General features: G+C 65.0%; 19 protein-coding genes. 16 read left to right on the top strand and 3 right to left on the bottom strand.

Annotated elements, in window-relative coordinates; genetic code table 11:
- The first annotated feature begins 76 nt into the window (after positions 1-76).
- From ACSFB7_RS19795 to ACSFB7_RS19780, 4 genes are read left to right on the top strand one after another with little or no spacing between them, the layout of a single operon-like run.
- Entirely contained in the window at positions 77-1,180 is a 1,104-nt protein-coding gene (locus ACSFB7_RS19795) for an RluA family pseudouridine synthase (RefSeq protein ID WP_435473118.1), read from the top strand.
- Entirely contained in the window at positions 1,173-1,844 is a 672-nt protein-coding gene (locus ACSFB7_RS19790; protein ID WP_187108323.1) for an HAD family hydrolase, read from the top strand. Before ACSFB7_RS19795 ends, ACSFB7_RS19790 begins: the two co-directional genes overlap by 8 nt.
- Positions 1,845-1,854: 10 nt before the next feature.
- Positions 1,855-2,223 (top strand): Rieske (2Fe-2S) protein, encoded by a 369-nt coding sequence (locus tag ACSFB7_RS19785; RefSeq protein WP_435473116.1) that lies wholly within the window; start codon positions 1,855-1,857, stop codon positions 2,221-2,223.
- 3 nt (positions 2,224-2,226) lie between these two features.
- On the top strand, positions 2,227-3,270 hold the full coding sequence (locus ACSFB7_RS19780; protein WP_435473114.1) for a S49 family peptidase: 1,044 nt from the start codon (positions 2,227-2,229) through the stop codon (positions 3,268-3,270).
- 13 nt (positions 3,271-3,283) lie between these two features.
- Here ACSFB7_RS19780 and ACSFB7_RS19775 read toward each other — a convergent pair whose 3' ends face one another.
- From ACSFB7_RS19775 to ACSFB7_RS19765, 3 genes are read right to left on the bottom strand one after another with little or no spacing between them, the layout of a single operon-like run.
- A complete protein-coding gene (locus tag ACSFB7_RS19775) occupies positions 3,284-4,438 on the bottom strand; it encodes an MFS transporter (RefSeq protein WP_435473112.1) in 1,155 nt (384 codons plus the stop codon).
- Between the two features lie 2 nt (positions 4,439-4,440).
- Positions 4,441-5,202, bottom strand: coding sequence for an SAM-dependent methyltransferase (locus tag ACSFB7_RS19770; protein ID WP_435473110.1), 762 nt, complete (start codon positions 5,200-5,202; stop codon positions 4,441-4,443).
- Positions 5,199-5,780, bottom strand: a complete 582-nt coding sequence (locus tag ACSFB7_RS19765) for a Maf family nucleotide pyrophosphatase (RefSeq protein WP_435473108.1) — start codon at positions 5,778-5,780, stop codon at positions 5,199-5,201. Before ACSFB7_RS19765 ends, ACSFB7_RS19770 begins: the two co-directional genes overlap by 4 nt.
- 81 nt (positions 5,781-5,861) lie before the next feature.
- Between ACSFB7_RS19765 and ACSFB7_RS19760 the strand changes: the two genes are divergently transcribed.
- The 12 genes from ACSFB7_RS19760 to ACSFB7_RS19705 all read left to right on the top strand — a co-directional run bounded on the left by ACSFB7_RS19760 (position 5,862) and on the right by ACSFB7_RS19705 (position 15,318).
- Complete coding sequence (locus tag ACSFB7_RS19760) at positions 5,862-6,419, top strand: YceD family protein (RefSeq protein ID WP_435473106.1); 558 nt, start codon at positions 5,862-5,864, stop codon at positions 6,417-6,419.
- A gap of 146 nt (positions 6,420-6,565) precedes the next feature.
- Positions 6,566-6,748, top strand: a complete 183-nt coding sequence (gene rpmF, locus ACSFB7_RS19755) for a 50S ribosomal protein L32 (RefSeq protein ID WP_007830466.1) — start codon at positions 6,566-6,568, stop codon at positions 6,746-6,748.
- A gap of 61 nt (positions 6,749-6,809) precedes the next feature.
- A complete protein-coding gene (gene plsX / locus ACSFB7_RS19750) occupies positions 6,810-7,907 on the top strand; it encodes a phosphate acyltransferase PlsX (protein WP_435473104.1) in 1,098 nt (365 codons plus the stop codon).
- Positions 7,907-8,884 (top strand): beta-ketoacyl-ACP synthase III, encoded by a 978-nt coding sequence (locus tag ACSFB7_RS19745; RefSeq protein WP_435473102.1) that lies wholly within the window; start codon positions 7,907-7,909, stop codon positions 8,882-8,884. Before plsX ends, ACSFB7_RS19745 begins: the two co-directional genes overlap by 1 nt.
- 51 nt (positions 8,885-8,935) lie before the next feature.
- Positions 8,936-9,889 (top strand): ACP S-malonyltransferase, encoded by a 954-nt coding sequence (gene fabD / locus ACSFB7_RS19740; RefSeq protein WP_435473100.1) that lies wholly within the window; start codon positions 8,936-8,938, stop codon positions 9,887-9,889.
- A 31-nt stretch (positions 9,890-9,920) separates the two neighbouring features.
- Positions 9,921-10,664 (top strand): 3-oxoacyl-ACP reductase FabG, encoded by a 744-nt coding sequence (fabG, locus tag ACSFB7_RS19735; protein ID WP_093236562.1) that lies wholly within the window; start codon positions 9,921-9,923, stop codon positions 10,662-10,664.
- Between the two features lie 100 nt (positions 10,665-10,764).
- A complete protein-coding gene (acpP, locus tag ACSFB7_RS19730; RefSeq protein WP_007830471.1) occupies positions 10,765-11,004 on the top strand; it encodes an acyl carrier protein in 240 nt (79 codons plus the stop codon).
- A gap of 99 nt (positions 11,005-11,103) precedes the next feature.
- Complete coding sequence (gene fabF, locus ACSFB7_RS19725) at positions 11,104-12,348, top strand: beta-ketoacyl-ACP synthase II (protein ID WP_435473098.1); 1,245 nt, start codon at positions 11,104-11,106, stop codon at positions 12,346-12,348.
- Between the two features lie 13 nt (positions 12,349-12,361).
- On the top strand, positions 12,362-12,844 hold the full coding sequence (locus ACSFB7_RS19720; protein WP_435473096.1) for a hypothetical protein: 483 nt from the start codon (positions 12,362-12,364) through the stop codon (positions 12,842-12,844).
- Positions 12,845-12,854: 10 nt separating this feature from the next.
- Entirely contained in the window at positions 12,855-13,529 is a 675-nt protein-coding gene (gene rpoE / locus ACSFB7_RS19715) for an RNA polymerase sigma factor RpoE (RefSeq protein ID WP_435473094.1), read from the top strand.
- A gap of 17 nt (positions 13,530-13,546) precedes the next feature.
- On the top strand, positions 13,547-14,221 hold the full coding sequence (locus ACSFB7_RS19710; RefSeq protein WP_435473092.1) for a sigma-E factor negative regulatory protein: 675 nt from the start codon (positions 13,547-13,549) through the stop codon (positions 14,219-14,221).
- 23 nt (positions 14,222-14,244) lie between these two features.
- Complete coding sequence (locus ACSFB7_RS19705) at positions 14,245-15,318, top strand: MucB/RseB C-terminal domain-containing protein (protein WP_435473090.1); 1,074 nt, start codon at positions 14,245-14,247, stop codon at positions 15,316-15,318.
- The last annotated feature ends 41 nt before the right edge of the window (positions 15,319-15,359 follow it).

Here is a 15,359-nt window from a genome sequence, read left to right as displayed (position 1 = left end):
AAGCGGCATCGACCTCACAGCGTTGTCGTCAGTGCTCTAAACTTCTGTCTAATCAAGCACTTACACGACCGCGCTGGTGAAAAACATTATAGGTGCGAAGCAAAGCCCCGAGACCGCTCCAAATCCCTCAGGCCAAAAAGCCTCAGGTGAAACCGCGGCGCCGCATTCGGCCATCAAATTCCTCACGGTCGATGCCGAATCCGCCGGGCAGCGGCTGGACAATTTCCTGTTCCGCCATCTGAAAGGCGTCCCGAAGACGCATGTCTACCGGATCATCCGGTCGGGCGAGGTGCGCATCAACAAGGGCCGGGCGCAGGCTGAAACCCGCATCGAGGTCGGCGATGTGTTGCGGCTGCCGCCGGTGCGGATTTCGCCGCGCGCGGAGGAGGGCGCAGCCCCACCCGCACCGGCACGCGAATTCCCCGTGCTGCTGGAAGACGATGCGGTGCTCGCCATCGACAAGCCCGCCGGCGTGGCGGTGCATGGTGGCAGCGGCGTCAGCTTTGGCGTGATCGAGCAACTGCGCACGGCGCGGCCGGGCGCCAAGTTCCTGGAACTGGTGCATCGGCTGGACCGCGAAACCTCGGGCATCCTGCTGGTTGCCAAGAAGCGAAGCGCGCTGCTCGCACTGCAGGACCAGTTTCGCGAGCGCGAGACCGGCAAGACCTACCTGGCGCTGGTCGAAGGCAACTGGCCAGCCAACAAGAAGGTGCTCGACGCACCGCTCGCCAAATACCTGCTGCCGGGCCCGGATGGCACGGCCGGTGCCGGCGAGCGCCGCGTGCGCGTGGTTGCCAAGGACCATCCGGATGCGATGCGCGCTGTGACGCTGGTGCGCGTGCTGGCGCGGCTTGCGCTCCCGGGCGATGCCACGCCGCTGTCATTGCTTGCGGTGACCATCAAGACTGGCCGCACCCATCAGATTCGCGTTCACCTGGCATCCGCCGGTCATGCAATTGCCGGCGATGACAAATACGGTGACTTCGAGCGCCAGCGCGCATTGCAGAAGCTTGGCCTCAAGCGCATGTTCCTGCACGCCTGGCGGCTCCAGTTCAACCACCCGGCCAGCGGTGAGCGTGTCGCGCTGCAGACCGACCTGCCGCCCGAACTGCATGCGCTGATGTCGCCCGCCGCGCTCGACGCGCTGGCCCAACACCCCACTCCCACGTCCCATGACTGATTCCTCCAGACCTCTTCGCTTCGACCTGATCGCCTTCGATTGGGACGGCACCCTCTATGACTCCACGCAACTGATCGTGCGCTGCATCCAGGCCGCGGTGATCGACGTCGGCGGTGCCAAGCCGACCGAAAACGACGCCGCCTGGGTGATCGGCCTGGGCCTGGCCGAGGCGCTGGCGCGCGCGGCGCCCGATGTGCCCAAGGAAAAATACCCCGAACTCGGCGCCCGCTATCGCTACCACTACCTGCAGCATCAGGACGACCTCGTGCTGTTCGACGGTGTCCTGCAGATGATCGACGCGCTGCGTGCGCGCGGCCACAAGCTGGCGGTGGCCACCGGCAAGTCGCGCCGTGGGCTGAACGAGGCACTGAAGTCGGTCGCACTGCGCGATCGCTTCGATGCCTCGCGCACCGCCGACGAGACCTTCGGCAAGCCGCACCCGCGCATGCTGCTGGAGCTGATGGAAGAACTCGACGTGACGCCGGAACGCACCCTGATGATCGGCGACACCACGCACGACCTGCAACTGGCGCAGAACGCCGGCTGCCCCAGCGTGGGCGTGAGCTACGGCGCCCACGAGCCCGCCAGCTTCGACGAATTCAAGCCCTTGTTCGTCGCCCACACGGTCGCCAGCCTGGAAACGTGGCTCCTCGACAACGCCTGAGAATTTCGTCATGAGCGAAGAACGCATCCCGCTGTGCAATGCCGCGGACCTGGTCGAAGGCGGCCATGCCGTGCCGTTCGACGTGGTCCATGGCGGGGAAACCTGCCGCGCCTTCGCGGTGCGTTTCGAGGGGCTGCCCCATGCGTATCTCAACCGTTGCAGCCATGTCGCGATGGAGATGGATTTCCAGCCCGACCGCTTCTTCGATGACACCGGCCAGTGGCTGCTGTGCGCGACGCACGGCGCGGTCTACAGGCCCGATACCGGCGAATGCGCAGGCGGGCCTTGCCGTGGCGGCCTCGTGAAGATCGCGCTGAGCGAGCATGACGGGGTGGTGCACTGGCATACTGACTGGAACCTCCAACCCCTCATCTTCTGACACATGACCGATTCGAATCGCAGAGAACCTGAAGGTTTCGATCCGTTTGAGCCGGTAGCTCCCATCACGCCTTCGCAGGACACCTCCAAGAACATGGCTCAAGACCCCACACAGCGCCCCGGCTGGGAGCGCGCAACGCTTGAAAAGCTCGCCTTCGCCGCGCTGGGCGAGCAGAAGGCCACGCGCCGCTGGAAGACCTTCGTGCGTCTGTCCTGGCTCGCCTTCTTCATCTTTCTGGCGTGGTTCGCGCTTTCGCGCAGCACGCCGAGCACCGCCAAGACCACCGCCCACACGGCCGTTGTCGAGATCAAGGGCGAGATCGCCGCCGGTGGGGATGCGAGCGCGGAATTCGTGGTCGCGGCCATGAAGACTGCCTTCGAGGATGACGGCGCCAAGGGCGTGGTCCTGTTGATCAACTCGCCTGGCGGCAGCCCGGTGCAGGCCGGCATCATCAACGACGAGATCAAGCGGCTGAAGGCCAAGCACAAGAAGCCGGTCTATGCCGTGGTCGAGGAAACCTGCGCCTCTGCTGCTTATTACATTGCCGCCGCCACCGACAAGATCTACGTCGACAAGGCCAGCATCGTCGGCAGCATCGGCGTGCTGATGGACGGCTTCGGCTTTACCGGCGTGATGGAAAAGGTTGGTGTCGAGCGTCGCCTCTTGACCGCTGGCGAGAACAAGGGCTTTCTCGATCCGTTCAGCCCGATGAGCGATGCGCAACGCGCCCACGCCCAGACCATGCTGAACCAGATCCACGCGCAGTTCATCAATGTGGTGAAGACCGGCCGCGGCGATCGCCTGAAGCTCGACACCCCGGGCCTCTTCAGCGGCCTGTTCTGGAGCGGCGAGCAAGCCGTCGAGTACGGCCTGGCCGACCAGTTGGGCAACGTCGACTACGTGGCACGCGAAGTCATCAAGGCCGACGAGGTGATCGACTACACGCGCCGCGACAACGTGGCCGAGAAGCTGGCGAAGAAGTTCGGCGCCTCCATGGCTGAAACCACGGTGCGCCTGATGCAGAACTACACGCCGGCGCTGCGCTGATTCACCGCTGCCGTTATCGGTTTTCGCCGCTGGCGGTGTAGCGCGCCGAAGCCGCCAGCGCGACGGCGAAAACCACGACCACATAGAGCGCGGCGGTCAACGAGGTCGCCCGCGCCAGCAGGCCAATCACCGCGGGGCCTGCCATGAACCCCAGATACGCCACGGCCGACACTGCAGCAATGCCGCGGGCCGGCTCGACGCCTGGCACCTTCGCCGAGGCCGAGAACAGGATCGGCACCACATTGGCAAAGCCGACGCCCACACCCGCAAAGCCGATCAAGGCGAGCCAGGGCAGGTTGGTGAGCAGCACCAGCGTCATGGCGGCTGCTGCGAGCAGGCCGCTGCCGAGCAACAGCGCGGCCGGCTGGAAGCGGGCACGCATCGCATCGCCACCGAAGCGCGCTGCAGCCATGGCCGCCGAGAAACTCGCGTAGGCCAGCGCGGCTTGCTGCTGCGGCGCGCCGATTTCCTGCTGCATATAGAGAACGCTCCAATCGTAGATCGCGCCTTCGGCGATCAGGCCCAGTGCGGCAAGCGTCCCCAGCACCGCCAGCGCACCGCGCGGCAGGCGAAAGCTGTGATCGGCGTCGGCTCCATCGCCTGCAGTAGCGGGCTTGGGCAACATGCGTGTCGAAGCCACGGCGACAACCAGCACCATGACCGCGGCCACCAGCAACAGGTGTGCCTGTGCCCCGAGTCCGGCCGCAAGCGCCGCGCTGCCGCTTGCGGCGCCGGCCATGCCGCCCAGGCTGAACATGCCGTGCATGCCGCTCATCAACGGCGTGCCGCCGTGCAGTTCGAGCTGTGCCGCCTCGGTGTTGATCGACACGTCGAACACGCTGGTGACAAGGCCGAAGGCGGCCAGCAGCACCAGCAGCGCGGCATAGCCCGGCACGGCGATCAGGCCGGTGAGCAGCAGCGCATAGATGCAACCGCAGATGCCGGCCACGCGGCGCGGGCCGTAGCGCCCGATCCAGCGCCCCGCGCTGGTCAGCCCGAACATCGCGCCGGCGCCGGCCGCGAGCATCGCCAGTCCGAGCTGGGCTTCGTCGATGCCGTAGTGCGCTTTCACCGTAGGCACATGCACGCCCCAGGTCGCGAAGATGAAGCCGGCGGAAAAGAACTGCGCACGCGAAGCCCAGCGCGTGCCAGCGGTCACGGCCACCATCGTCAGCGACCGATCGCGAACACGGCGGGCAGGCGTTCGTCCACGCCGGGTTGCGGCTTGGCGCGCCAGCCCTTTACCGTTTCGCTGCGCACGTGGGCGGTGGCGAGCGTGAGGCCGCGCGCCACTGCGAGGCGGGTGTTGTGCTGCAGCGTTTGCACCAGGGCCTGCAGCAGCGCGGTGTTGCGGTAGGGCGTTTCAATGAACAACTGTGTCTGGCCGGTCTTGAGTGCGAGCGCTTCGAGTTCGCGAATTCGGGCCTGGCGCTCGCTCGCGTCCTGCGGCAGGTAGCCGACGAAGGCGAAGTTCTGGCCGTTGAGGCCGCTGGCCGCCAGCGCGAGCAGCAGCGAGACCGGGCCGGTCAGCGGGACCACGGCAATGCCGAGGTCGTGCGCGGCGCGCGCCACTGAAGAACCCGGGTCGGCCACGGCCGGCATTCCGGCTTCGCTGAGCAGGCCGATGTCGTGGCCTTCGAGTGCGGCGGCGAGCAAGGGGCGGGCGTCGAACTGGCCGGCGTGATCGCCTTTCTTGTGCACTTCGCGCGGCAGTTCCTGGATGTTCTGCGCCTGCAGGGGCGCAGCCAGTGGCGTGACGGCGTCGATGCGTTTCAGATAGGCGCGCGCGGACTTGGCGTTCTCGCAGATCCAGTGGGTGATGCCGGCAGCCGCCTGCAGCGTGCCCAGTGGCAGCGCGTCTTGCAGCGGGGCCTGGACGTCGCAGCCGAAATCGAGCGGTGCGGGGACGAGGTAGAGCTTTCCGTGTGTCACAGGAGTTCAACCCCCGCGGCGCGCAGCATCTGGCAGGTGCGGATCAATGGCAGGCCGACCAGCGCGGTCGGGTCGTCGCTGTCGATGGCGCTCAGCAGGGCGATGCCCATGCCTTCGCTCTTGGCGCTGCCTGCGCAGTCGTAAGGTTGTTCGGCCAGGAGGTACTGCTCGATGGCTGCGTCGCTGAGATCGCGGAACACCACGCGAACCGGTGCGATGTCGCGCTGGACGAAGCCTGTCGCATGGCAGACGACGGCCACGGCGGTCTGGAATATCAGTGTCTGGCCGCGCATGCGGCGCAGCTGGGCGGTGGCGCGGGCGTGGTCGCCGGGCTTGCCGAGGGCTTCGCCGGCCAGGTCGGCCACCTGATCGGAACCGATGACCACCGCTTCGGGGAAGCGGGCGGCCACGGCATTGGCTTTTTCGAGCGCCAGGCGCACGGCCAGATCGTGTGGCGTTTCGCCGGCCAGCGGCGTTTCGTCGACTTCAGGTGACTGCACGTCGAAGGGCAGTCGCAGCCGATTGAGCAGTTCGCGGCGGTAGCGCGAGGTCGAGGCGAGGATCACAGAGCGTTGCATGGGGATGATTGTGCGTGAGCCGTTCAAAACCCACCGGCATCCCGATGTCGGGAAAGCGGCGGGCGCGATAGACTGGCGCGGATGAACAGAGAATTTGTCCCCGAACGGCTCAACGTGCCTGCATTTGCTGCGGCCGCCGCATCCCTTGAGGCTGCTGACCCGGTTCCCAATTATTTGCGCCTGGCCGCCGAACTGGCGGCGCCTGCGCCTGACGCGGTGGTCCAGTGGGAGGCGAGCGCCGAGGAGCGCCCCGGTGCAGACGGCAAGGCGACGCCCTGGCTGCATCTGGAGGCGGAAACCACCGTTCCGCTGGTTTGCCAGCGTTGCCTGTCGCCCGTCGACACCTTGCTGTCGGTCGATCGCTGGTTCCGTTTCGTGGCCGATGAGGCCACGGCGGAAGCCGAAGATGAGGAATCCGAAGAAGACCTGCTGGTCATCAGTCGGGATTTCGACCTCCAGACGCTGATCGAGGACGAGCTTCTGATGGAAATTCCCGTCACGCCCATCCACGACGTCTGCCCCGTACCGGTCCAGCTCTCGTCCAGCGACGAGGACTTCCAGGCGGCCGAAGAGGCCAAGCCGAACCCCTTTGCGGTGCTCGGAGCGTTGCGTTCGCGCAAGCCGGGAGAGGGCAACTAGCCCTTTTCCCCAGGCTGGGCTATAATCATGGGCTTCGCGCGCGCCGCCGTGAGCAGCGATGCAGATAAAGGCATTCCATACATGCCGCTGCATTGCCACCGCTTGAGCCCGTATCCAATCACTCACCTAACAGTCCAGGAGCCATCATGGCCGTCCAGCAAAACAAGAAGTCGCCTTCCAAGCGCGGCATGCACCGTTCCCACAATGCGCTGGTCGTGCCCGGCATCGCCGTGGAGCCGACCACCGGCGAAACGCATCTGCGTCACCACATCAGCCCCAACGGTTTCTACCGTGGCCGTCAGGTGCTCAAGAACAAGTCTGAAGCCTGATCTCGCATCCCAAGGCCGAGGCCCGAAGCTACTTCTGCTGTAGCGTCGGGCCTTTGTTTTGATGGCTACGTCTTCCCTTTCCGAATCCGCTGCTGCGCCTTCTGCAATCACGCTCGCCGTGGATTGCATGGGAGGCGACCATGGGCCGCGCGTCACGCTTGCGGCCTGCCGCGCGTTTCTCGAGCGGCACAGCGAAGCCTCGTTGTTGCTGGTCGGCGCGCCAGCTGCACTGGCGGGCTTTGCCGCACATCCACGCGCCCGTATCGTTGCTGCCAGCGAGGTGGTGGGCATGGACGATCCTGTCGAAATCGCGTTGCGCAAGAAGAAAGACTCTTCGATGCGTGTTGCGATCCAGCAGGTCAAGGACGGCACTGCGCAGGCCGCCATCTCAGCCGGGAATACCGGCGCGCTGATGGCCATTGCGCGCTACCTGCTCAAGACGCTCGATGGCATTGATCGTCCGGCCATTGCGCCGCAACTGCCGAACGCCAAGGGCGGGGCAACGACCGTGCTCGACCTGGGTGCGAACGTCGATTGCGACGCCGAGGACCTGCTTCAGTTTGCCGTGCTTGGCTCGGCGCTCGTCTCGGCGCTGACCGGCAATGAGTCGCCGTCGGTCGGCCTGCTCAATATTGGCGAAGAAGCCATCAAGGGCAGTGAAACGATCAAAAAAGCGAGCCAACTGCTGCGTACGGCTGCCAACTCCAAAGATTTGAACTTCTACGGCAACGTGGAAGGTAACGACATTTTCAAGGGCACGACCGACATCATCGTTTGCGATGGATTTGTCGGAAATGTGGCGTTGAAGGCCAGCGAAGGCGTGGCTTCGATGATCCAGGAATTCATTCGGGCGGAGTTTTCGCGAAACGTCTTCACCAAAATTGCAGCAATTGTTGCTTACCCGGTCCTAAAAGCATTCAAAGGCCGTGTTGATCACCGGCGCTACAACGGCGCGGCACTTCTGGGCCTGCGTGGCCTGGTTTTCAAGAGCCATGGCTCGGCCGACGAAGTGGCTTTCGGCTATGCGCTGGATCGCGCTTATGATGCCGCTCGCAACAACCTGCTCGATCGCGTGCGGGCCCGCATCGCCCACGCCGCGCCATTGCTCGCGCGGCAGGAACCGGCGGCGCCGGTCGACGCGACGGCCCTTCACGTTTGATGACCCCTTTTTCACGCATTACCGGCACCGGCAGTTATCTGCCCCCACGCCGCGTGACCAATGACGACCTTGCCAAGGAACTGGCCACACGCGGTATAGAAACCTCCGACCAGTGGATCATTGAGCGCACTGGCATCCACGCGCGTCACTTTGCCGCGCCGGAAGTCAGCAGCAGCGATCTCGGTCTTGAGGCCGCCAGGCACGCCCTGGAAGCCGCGGGCCGCAAGGCCAGCGATATCGACCTGATCATCGTCGCTACCTCGACGCCCGACATGGTGTTCCCGTCGTCGGCCGCGATCCTCCAGCACAAGCTTGGCATTGCCGGCTGCCCGGCCTTCGACGTGCAGGCCGTCTGCAGCGGTTTTGTCTACGCGCTGACCGTTGCCGACGCGATGATCCGCACCGGCACGGCGCGTTGCGCGCTGGTGGTCGGCGCCGAAGTGTTCTCCCGCATCCTCGATTTCAACGACCGCACCACGTGCGTGCTGTTCGGTGATGGCGCAGGTGCAGTGGTGCTTGAAGCCAGCGAAGAGCCGGGCATTCTTGCCAGCGACCTGCATGCCGACGGCAAGCACGTCGGCATTCTGTGTGTGCCGGGCCACGTCTCGGGTGGCAACGTGCTGGGCACGCCGCTGCTGCACATGGATGGGCAGGCCGTGTTCAAGCTCGCGGTCCGCGTGCTCGAAGAAGCGGCGCGCGCCACGCTGGCCAAGGCCGGCAAGACCGAGGCCGACATCGACTGGCTGATTCCGCATCAGGCCAACATCCGCATCATGGAAGGCACGGCGAAAAAGCTGAAGCTGCCGCGCGAGAAGCTGATCGTCACGGTCAACGAGCATGGCAACACGTCGGCTGCCTCGATCCCGCTGGCGCTCGATGAAGCGGTGCGCTCCGGCAAGGTGAAGAAGGGTGAGACCCTCATGCTCGAAGGCGTGGGCGGCGGCTTCACCTGGGGCGCGGTGCTATTGAATCTGTAGCGTGTTGCGGCCTCTCGACGAGGGCTGCAATGCGATATGACGCATAAAACAATGAAATCCTTTGCTTTTGTCTTTCCGGGTCAAGGCTCGCAGGCGGTCGGCATGCTCGACGCCTGGGGTGACCATCCGGCCGTGGCCGAAACCCTGCGCGAAGCCTCCGATGCGCTGGGCGAAGACGTCGGCGCGCTGATCAAGGCGGGCCCCAAGGAAGAGCTGGCGCTCACCACCAACACCCAGCCCGTGATGCTGGTGGCTGGCGTCGCCGCGTGGCGCGCCTGGCTGGCCGAAGGCGGTGCAACGCCTTCCGTGGTGGCTGGTCATTCGTTGGGCGAGTACTCGGCGCTGGTCGCCTCCGGCGTGCTGACGCTCGCACAGGCGGCGCCGCTCGTGCGTTTCCGTGCGCAAGCGATGCAGCAGGCTGTGCCTGTGGGCGTCGGCGCGATGGCGGCGATTCTCGGCATGGAATCCGGCAAGGTCGTGGCGGGTTGTGCGGAAGCTGCGGCAACGTTCGGTACAGACAGCGCCGAGATCGTCGAGGCCGTGAATTTCAATGACCCGATGCAGACGGTGATTGCCGGCAGCAAGGCGGCGGTCGACAAGGCCTGCGAGCTGCTGAAGGCCAACGGCGCCAAGCGCGCGCTGCTGCTGCCCGTGTCGGCGCCGTTCCATTCGAGCCTCATGAAGCCCGCAGCCGAAGCGCTGCGCGAAAAGCTCGCCGGCATCACGTTGGCTGCACCGCAGATCCCAGTGCTGAACAACATCGATGTGGCCATCGAAACTGACGCGGACCGCATCCGCGACGCGTTGGTGCGCCAGGCTGCAGGTCCGGTTCGCTGGGTCGAAAGCATTCAGGCCTTGAAACTGCGCGGTGTAGCCGCCATCATCGAGTGCGGCCCTGGCAAGGTGCTGGCCGGCATGGTGAAGCGCATTACCCCCGATCTGGAAGCCGCGTCGGTGTACGACCCGGCCACGCTCGCGGAAACCCGACAATCGCTCGCCGGCTGAACGGCGCAAGCAAGGTCCGATACTTTTTCTTATGAGCATTCCCAAATTCGAAGGGCAAGTCGCCCTGGTCACCGGCGCATCGCGCGGCATCGGCGCGGCGATCGCGCTGGAGCTTGCCCAGCGCGGCCTCAAGGTCGTGGGCACCGGCACCACCGACGAAGGCGCGGCGAAGATCACCTCGGCCCTCAGCGCCTTCGATGGCCGCGGCCGTGCGCTTGACGTGAACGACGGCGCTGCCGTCGAAGCCCTCATCGACGAGATCGTGAAGGCCTACGGCGCCATCCACGTGCTGGTCAACAATGCCGGCATCACGCGCGACACGCTCGCCATGCGCATGAAGGACGACGACTGGGACGCAGTGCTCGACACCAATCTCAAGGCTGTCTTTCGCCTGTCGCGCGCCGTGATCCGCCCGATGATGAAGCAGCGCTACGGTCGCATCATCAGCATCACCAGCGTGGTGGGCGCCTCGGGTAACGCCGGACAAGCCAACTACGCGGCCGCCAAGGCCGGCGTCTCGGGCATGACCCGCGCGCTGGCCCGTGAACTCGGCAGCCGCAACATCACGGTCAACTGCGTCGCTCCCGGTTTCATCGAAACCGACATGACGGCCAGCCTCCCGGAAGCCCAGCAACAGGCGCTGCTCCAGCAGATCCCGCTGGGCCACCTGGGCAAGCCGGCCGACATCGCGCACGCCGTGGCCTACCTCGCATCGCCCCAAGCCTCCTATGTGACGGGGCAGGAGCTGCACGTCAACGGCGGCATGCACATGTAGCCGCAAGGCGCAATCTTTCCCCGTACCGGGTGCACGGCAAATGCCACAATGCGCCCGGCTAAAATCCACCGATTACCTACAAACCCTCAGAGGGAACCAAATGAGCGATATCGAAGCACGTGTCAAGAAAATCATCGCCGAGCAACTCGGCGTGGAAGAGTCCCAAGTGACGAATGAAAAGGCCTTCGTGGCCGACCTCGGCGCCGACTCGCTCGACACGGTCGAACTCGTGATGGCACTCGAAGACGAGTTCGGCATCGAGATTCCCGACGAAGACGCCGAGAAGATCACCACGGTGCAAAACGCCGTCGACTACGCCACCAAGAATCAAAAGGCCTGATCGGCCAGCTGACAACATCGCGTCTGCGGCCGGCGGTTCTTCTCTGAACCGCATGCGCCGACAGGCTGTTGTACAGCGCTTCCAGAAAGGTTTGCCGGCATGACCAAACGCCGCGTCGTCGTGACCGGACTCGGTTGCATCGCTCCTGTCGGAAACACCGCAACCGAATCCTGGGCCAACCTGTTGGCCGGGAAGTCGGGCATTGCGAACATCACCGCGTTCGATGCAAGCGCCTTCGCCTGCAAGTTCGCCGGTGAGGTCAAGGGTTTCGACATCACCCAATACATCTCGGAGAAGGAAGCGCGTCACATGGACCGCTTCATTCATCTGGGACTCGCCGCCGCCATCCAGGCGGTACAGGACAGCGGACTGCCGACCGGCGACGCACTGTCCTATGAAGAGGCCGTGCGCATCGGCTGCAACATCGGCTCGGGCATCGGCGGTTTGCCGATGATCGAGCAGACGCATGGCGAATACGCGAGCCGCGGCCCGCGCCGCATTTCGCCGTTCTTCGTGCCCGCCTCGATCATCAACATGATCTCGGGCCACGTGTCGATCAAGTACGGCTTCAAGGGCCCGAACATCGCCGTCGTGACCGCCTGCACCACCGGCCTGCATGCCATCGGCACGTCGGCACGCATGATCGAGTACGGCGATGCCGACGTGATGATCGCGGGCGGCGCCGAATCGACAATTTCTCCGCTCGGCATTGGCGGCTTCACCGCGCCTCGCGCGCTGAGCACCCGCAATGACGATCCCGCAACAGCTTCGCGCCCGTGGGACAAGGACCGCGACGGCTTCGTGCTGGGCGAGGGCGCCGGCGTGCTGGTGCTCGAAGAGTACGAACATGCCAAGGCGCGCGGTGCCAAGATCTACGCGGAAGTCTCGGGCTTCGGCCTGACCGGTGACGCGTACCACATGACCGCGCCCGACGTCGACGGCCCGCGTCGTTCGATGGCCATGGCACTGGCCAATGCCGGCGTCAACGCCGACGAGGTTCAGTACCTGAACGCGCACGGCACTTCGACGCAGATCGGCGACCTCAACGAGACCAACGCGGTCAAGCTCGCCTTTGGCGATCACGCGAAGAAGATCGTCGTCAATTCGACCAAGTCCATGACCGGCCACTTGCTGGGCGGCGCGGGCGGCATCGAATCGGTGTTCACAGTGCTTGCGCTGCATCACCAGAAGAGCCCGCCGACCATCAACATCTTCAACCAGGATCCGGAGTGCGATCTCGACTACTGCGCCAACGAGGCGCGCGATCTGAAGATCGATGTCGCGGTCAAGAACAACTTCGGCTTCGGGGGCACCAACGGCACGCTGGTGTTCAAGCGCGCTTGAGCATTGCTCTTTCATGCACAGCGCACCGTCGGTGACCTATCCGGTGGGGCGCTCGCGTGGCGCAACCCGGATCTTGATTGTCCTTTGGGCCCTGGGCGCTTGTTGTGCGGGCGCATCCTGCTATCTGCTGGATAGTGCCGGATGGCGCCAGCTCCTGCTGGTTCTCAGTGTCGTGTTTTCGGGTGTTGCCGCCGGCTTCGGCTTGCGGCGCGATGGCGCAGAGGTTCTGCACTTCGACGGACTTTGCTGGTCCTTGACGGGCGCCGACACCACTCGCGGCGTTCGCGCGGCTCAAGCCTCGGTCGCCCTCGATTTCCAGTCGCTGATGCTGGTCAGGCTCTGTGAGCCCGGCCGTGCTCGGCGCTGGATCTGGATCGAACGCCGGGCCATGCCGGAGCGCTGGCGCGATGTGCGTCGCGCGGTATATTCGCGCGCTCCCTCCGCAGCACCCGCTGGCGACCCCTGGCGCGCGACGGCACCTGCCGACGCGCCCTGAACCTTCGTCAATGACCACTTCCCCGCCTCCCGTGCCACCGGACTCCGGCCTGACCGATGCGTCCGCCGAGGCGCCGCGTCCGGGCGAGGTCGATTTCCAACTGGTCCAACGCACGGTTGCGGGCGACCAGAAGGCTTTCGAGCTGCTGGTCATCAAGTACCAGCGCCGCATCGAACGCCTGATCGGCCGGATGGTGCGCGATGTCGACCTGATCGAGGACATTGCGCAGGAAACCTTCATTCGGGCCTACCGGGCGCTGCACCAGTTCCGTGGGGAGGCGCAGTTCTACACCTGGCTCTACCGGATCGCCGTCAACACCGCCAAGAAGGCGCTGGTGGACATGAAGCGCGATCCGACTGTCTCCGAAAGCGCTCTGCGGCCGTCTTCTGACGACGACGATGAAACTTACCGTCCTGGAAACGAACCAATCAGCGACGAAACCCCCGAATCGGTCATGGCGGCGAAGGAAATCGCCAATGCCGTCGAGGTCGCCATGGACGCGCTCCCGGCCGAGTTGCGCCAGGCGGTCACGCTGCGCGAGATCGAGGGCATGAGTTACGAAGAGATCGCCGAGGTCATGAATTGCCCTATCGGCACGGTGCGTTCGCGTATTTTCCGGGCGCGTGAGGCCATTTCGGCCAAGGTCAAGCCACTGTTGGACAACCAGTCCGGCAAGCGTTGGTAAGCAAGCAGGTGAATGAAATGAATCAGTCGATGACAGTTCGGGAACAGGTGTCCGCACTTGCGGATGGTCATTTGCAGGGCGAGGCGTTCGCGCAGGCGATCGATGCGATCTGCAACGAGGGCGAATCGCGCGCGGCCTGGCAGGAATACCACGCGATGGGCGATGTCCTGCGTTCGGGGTCCCATGCGCCGTGCAGCGACACCTCGGCGTTTCTGGCGCGTTTCCAGCAGCGACTGGCTGCTGAACCTGTTGTCGTTGCACCCGTACTGGCGCCTGTGGCCGTAGCGGCGGCTTTGCCTGTACAGCGCAGGGCGGACGCGGCCAACGAGCCGGTGTTCCGCTGGAAGCTGGTGGCCGGTGCTGCGTCGCTGGTCGCGGTGGTGGCCGTCAGCTGGACGCTGGTCGGCAACGGTGCGGCGATTCCGCAGGCCGGCGCGCAGATCGCGTCGACCCAACAGCAGCAACAGCCGGCGGTGAATTCCGTCCTCGCAGCGGCAGCCATCAATGGCCAGCAGCCCGCCAGCGCCACATTGACCCCGACTCGCGTGATCGTCGGCAACGGCAGTCCACAAGTCATGCTGCGTGATCCGCGGCTCGATCAATTGCTCGAAGCGCATCAGCAAGCCGGTGGTGCTTCGCAAATGCCTTCCGGATTCCTGCGCAACGCCACCTTCGAGGGGCCCACGCGCTGAGTGCGCGCCCTTAGCTGCCTGTAATGACCGTTCAGATGCCGATCTCCGCCCGCGCCTGCGTGCTTGTGTTTGCAGCTTTTTGCCTGGCGCAGGTTGCCACCGCGCAGACCCGCTCGGGCTCGGCGAATGCGAAGAGTGCAGCGACGGCGCAGACGGACGAGCCGCCCGCGATGAGCGTGACCGAATGGTTGCAGCGCATGCACGCGGGCGCCCGGCAGCGCAACTATGTAGGCACCTTCGTGGTGTCTGCGCCGGGTGGTGATCTGTCGAGCGCGCGCATCTGGCATGTGCGCGACGGCGATCATCAGATCGAGCGCATCGAGGCCCTGTCGGGGCCGCAGCGTTCGACCTTCCGGCGCAATCGCAATGTCATGACCTTCCTGCCGGAGGTGAAGGTCGTCAAGGTCGAAAAGCGCGAGAACCTCGATCTCTTTCCGAATCTGCCGGACAAGCCCGATTCGTCGATCGGCGATTTCTACGACGTGCGTGCCATCGGCAAGGACCGTGTGGCAGGCTTCGACGCCGATGTGGTGCAGCTGGTGCCGCACGACGGGTTGCGTTTCGGCTACCGCATCTGGAGCGAGCGCCGCTCGGGGCTGGTGGTGAAGCTGCAAACCGTGGACAGCGAATCCCGCGTGGTGGAGCAGTCGGCGTTCTCCGAACTGCAGCTCGATGCCCCGGTGAAGGCGCAGGCCTTGGCGCAAATGATGGCCAACACCTCGGGCTATCGCATCGAGAAGCTGGAGTTGGAGCGAACCACCGCACAGGACGAAGGCTGGGCCCTCAGCACACCCGTGCCCGGATTCAAGCCCCGAAGCTTCTTCAAGCGGCCGGCTGCTGCTGATGGCAAGTCGTCGAAGTCCGACGCCACGACGGTCCAGTGGACCTTCTCCGACGGCCTTGCCTCTGTGTCGCTTTTCATCGAGCGTTACGACGCGGTGCGCGCGCCTCGCGATGGCGTACTGACCATCGGGGCCACCAACGCGATTCGCCGTCGCCTGCCGGAGCCGGCGAGCGATTGGTGGGTGACTGCGGTCGGTGAAGTGCCGCAGCAGACACTCAATGCATTCGCGCAGAGTCTCGTACGCACGCGCTGACGGACCACGAAAGCGCCTGCTGCGTCCCTTGCGCTGAACCA

Source organism: Variovorax raffinosi (genome assembly GCF_051216615.1).
Lineage (GTDB): Bacteria > Pseudomonadota > Gammaproteobacteria > Burkholderiales > Burkholderiaceae_C > Variovorax.
Note: the sequence above shows the minus strand (reverse complement) of the source record. Positions and strands in the feature narration are given on the sequence as shown.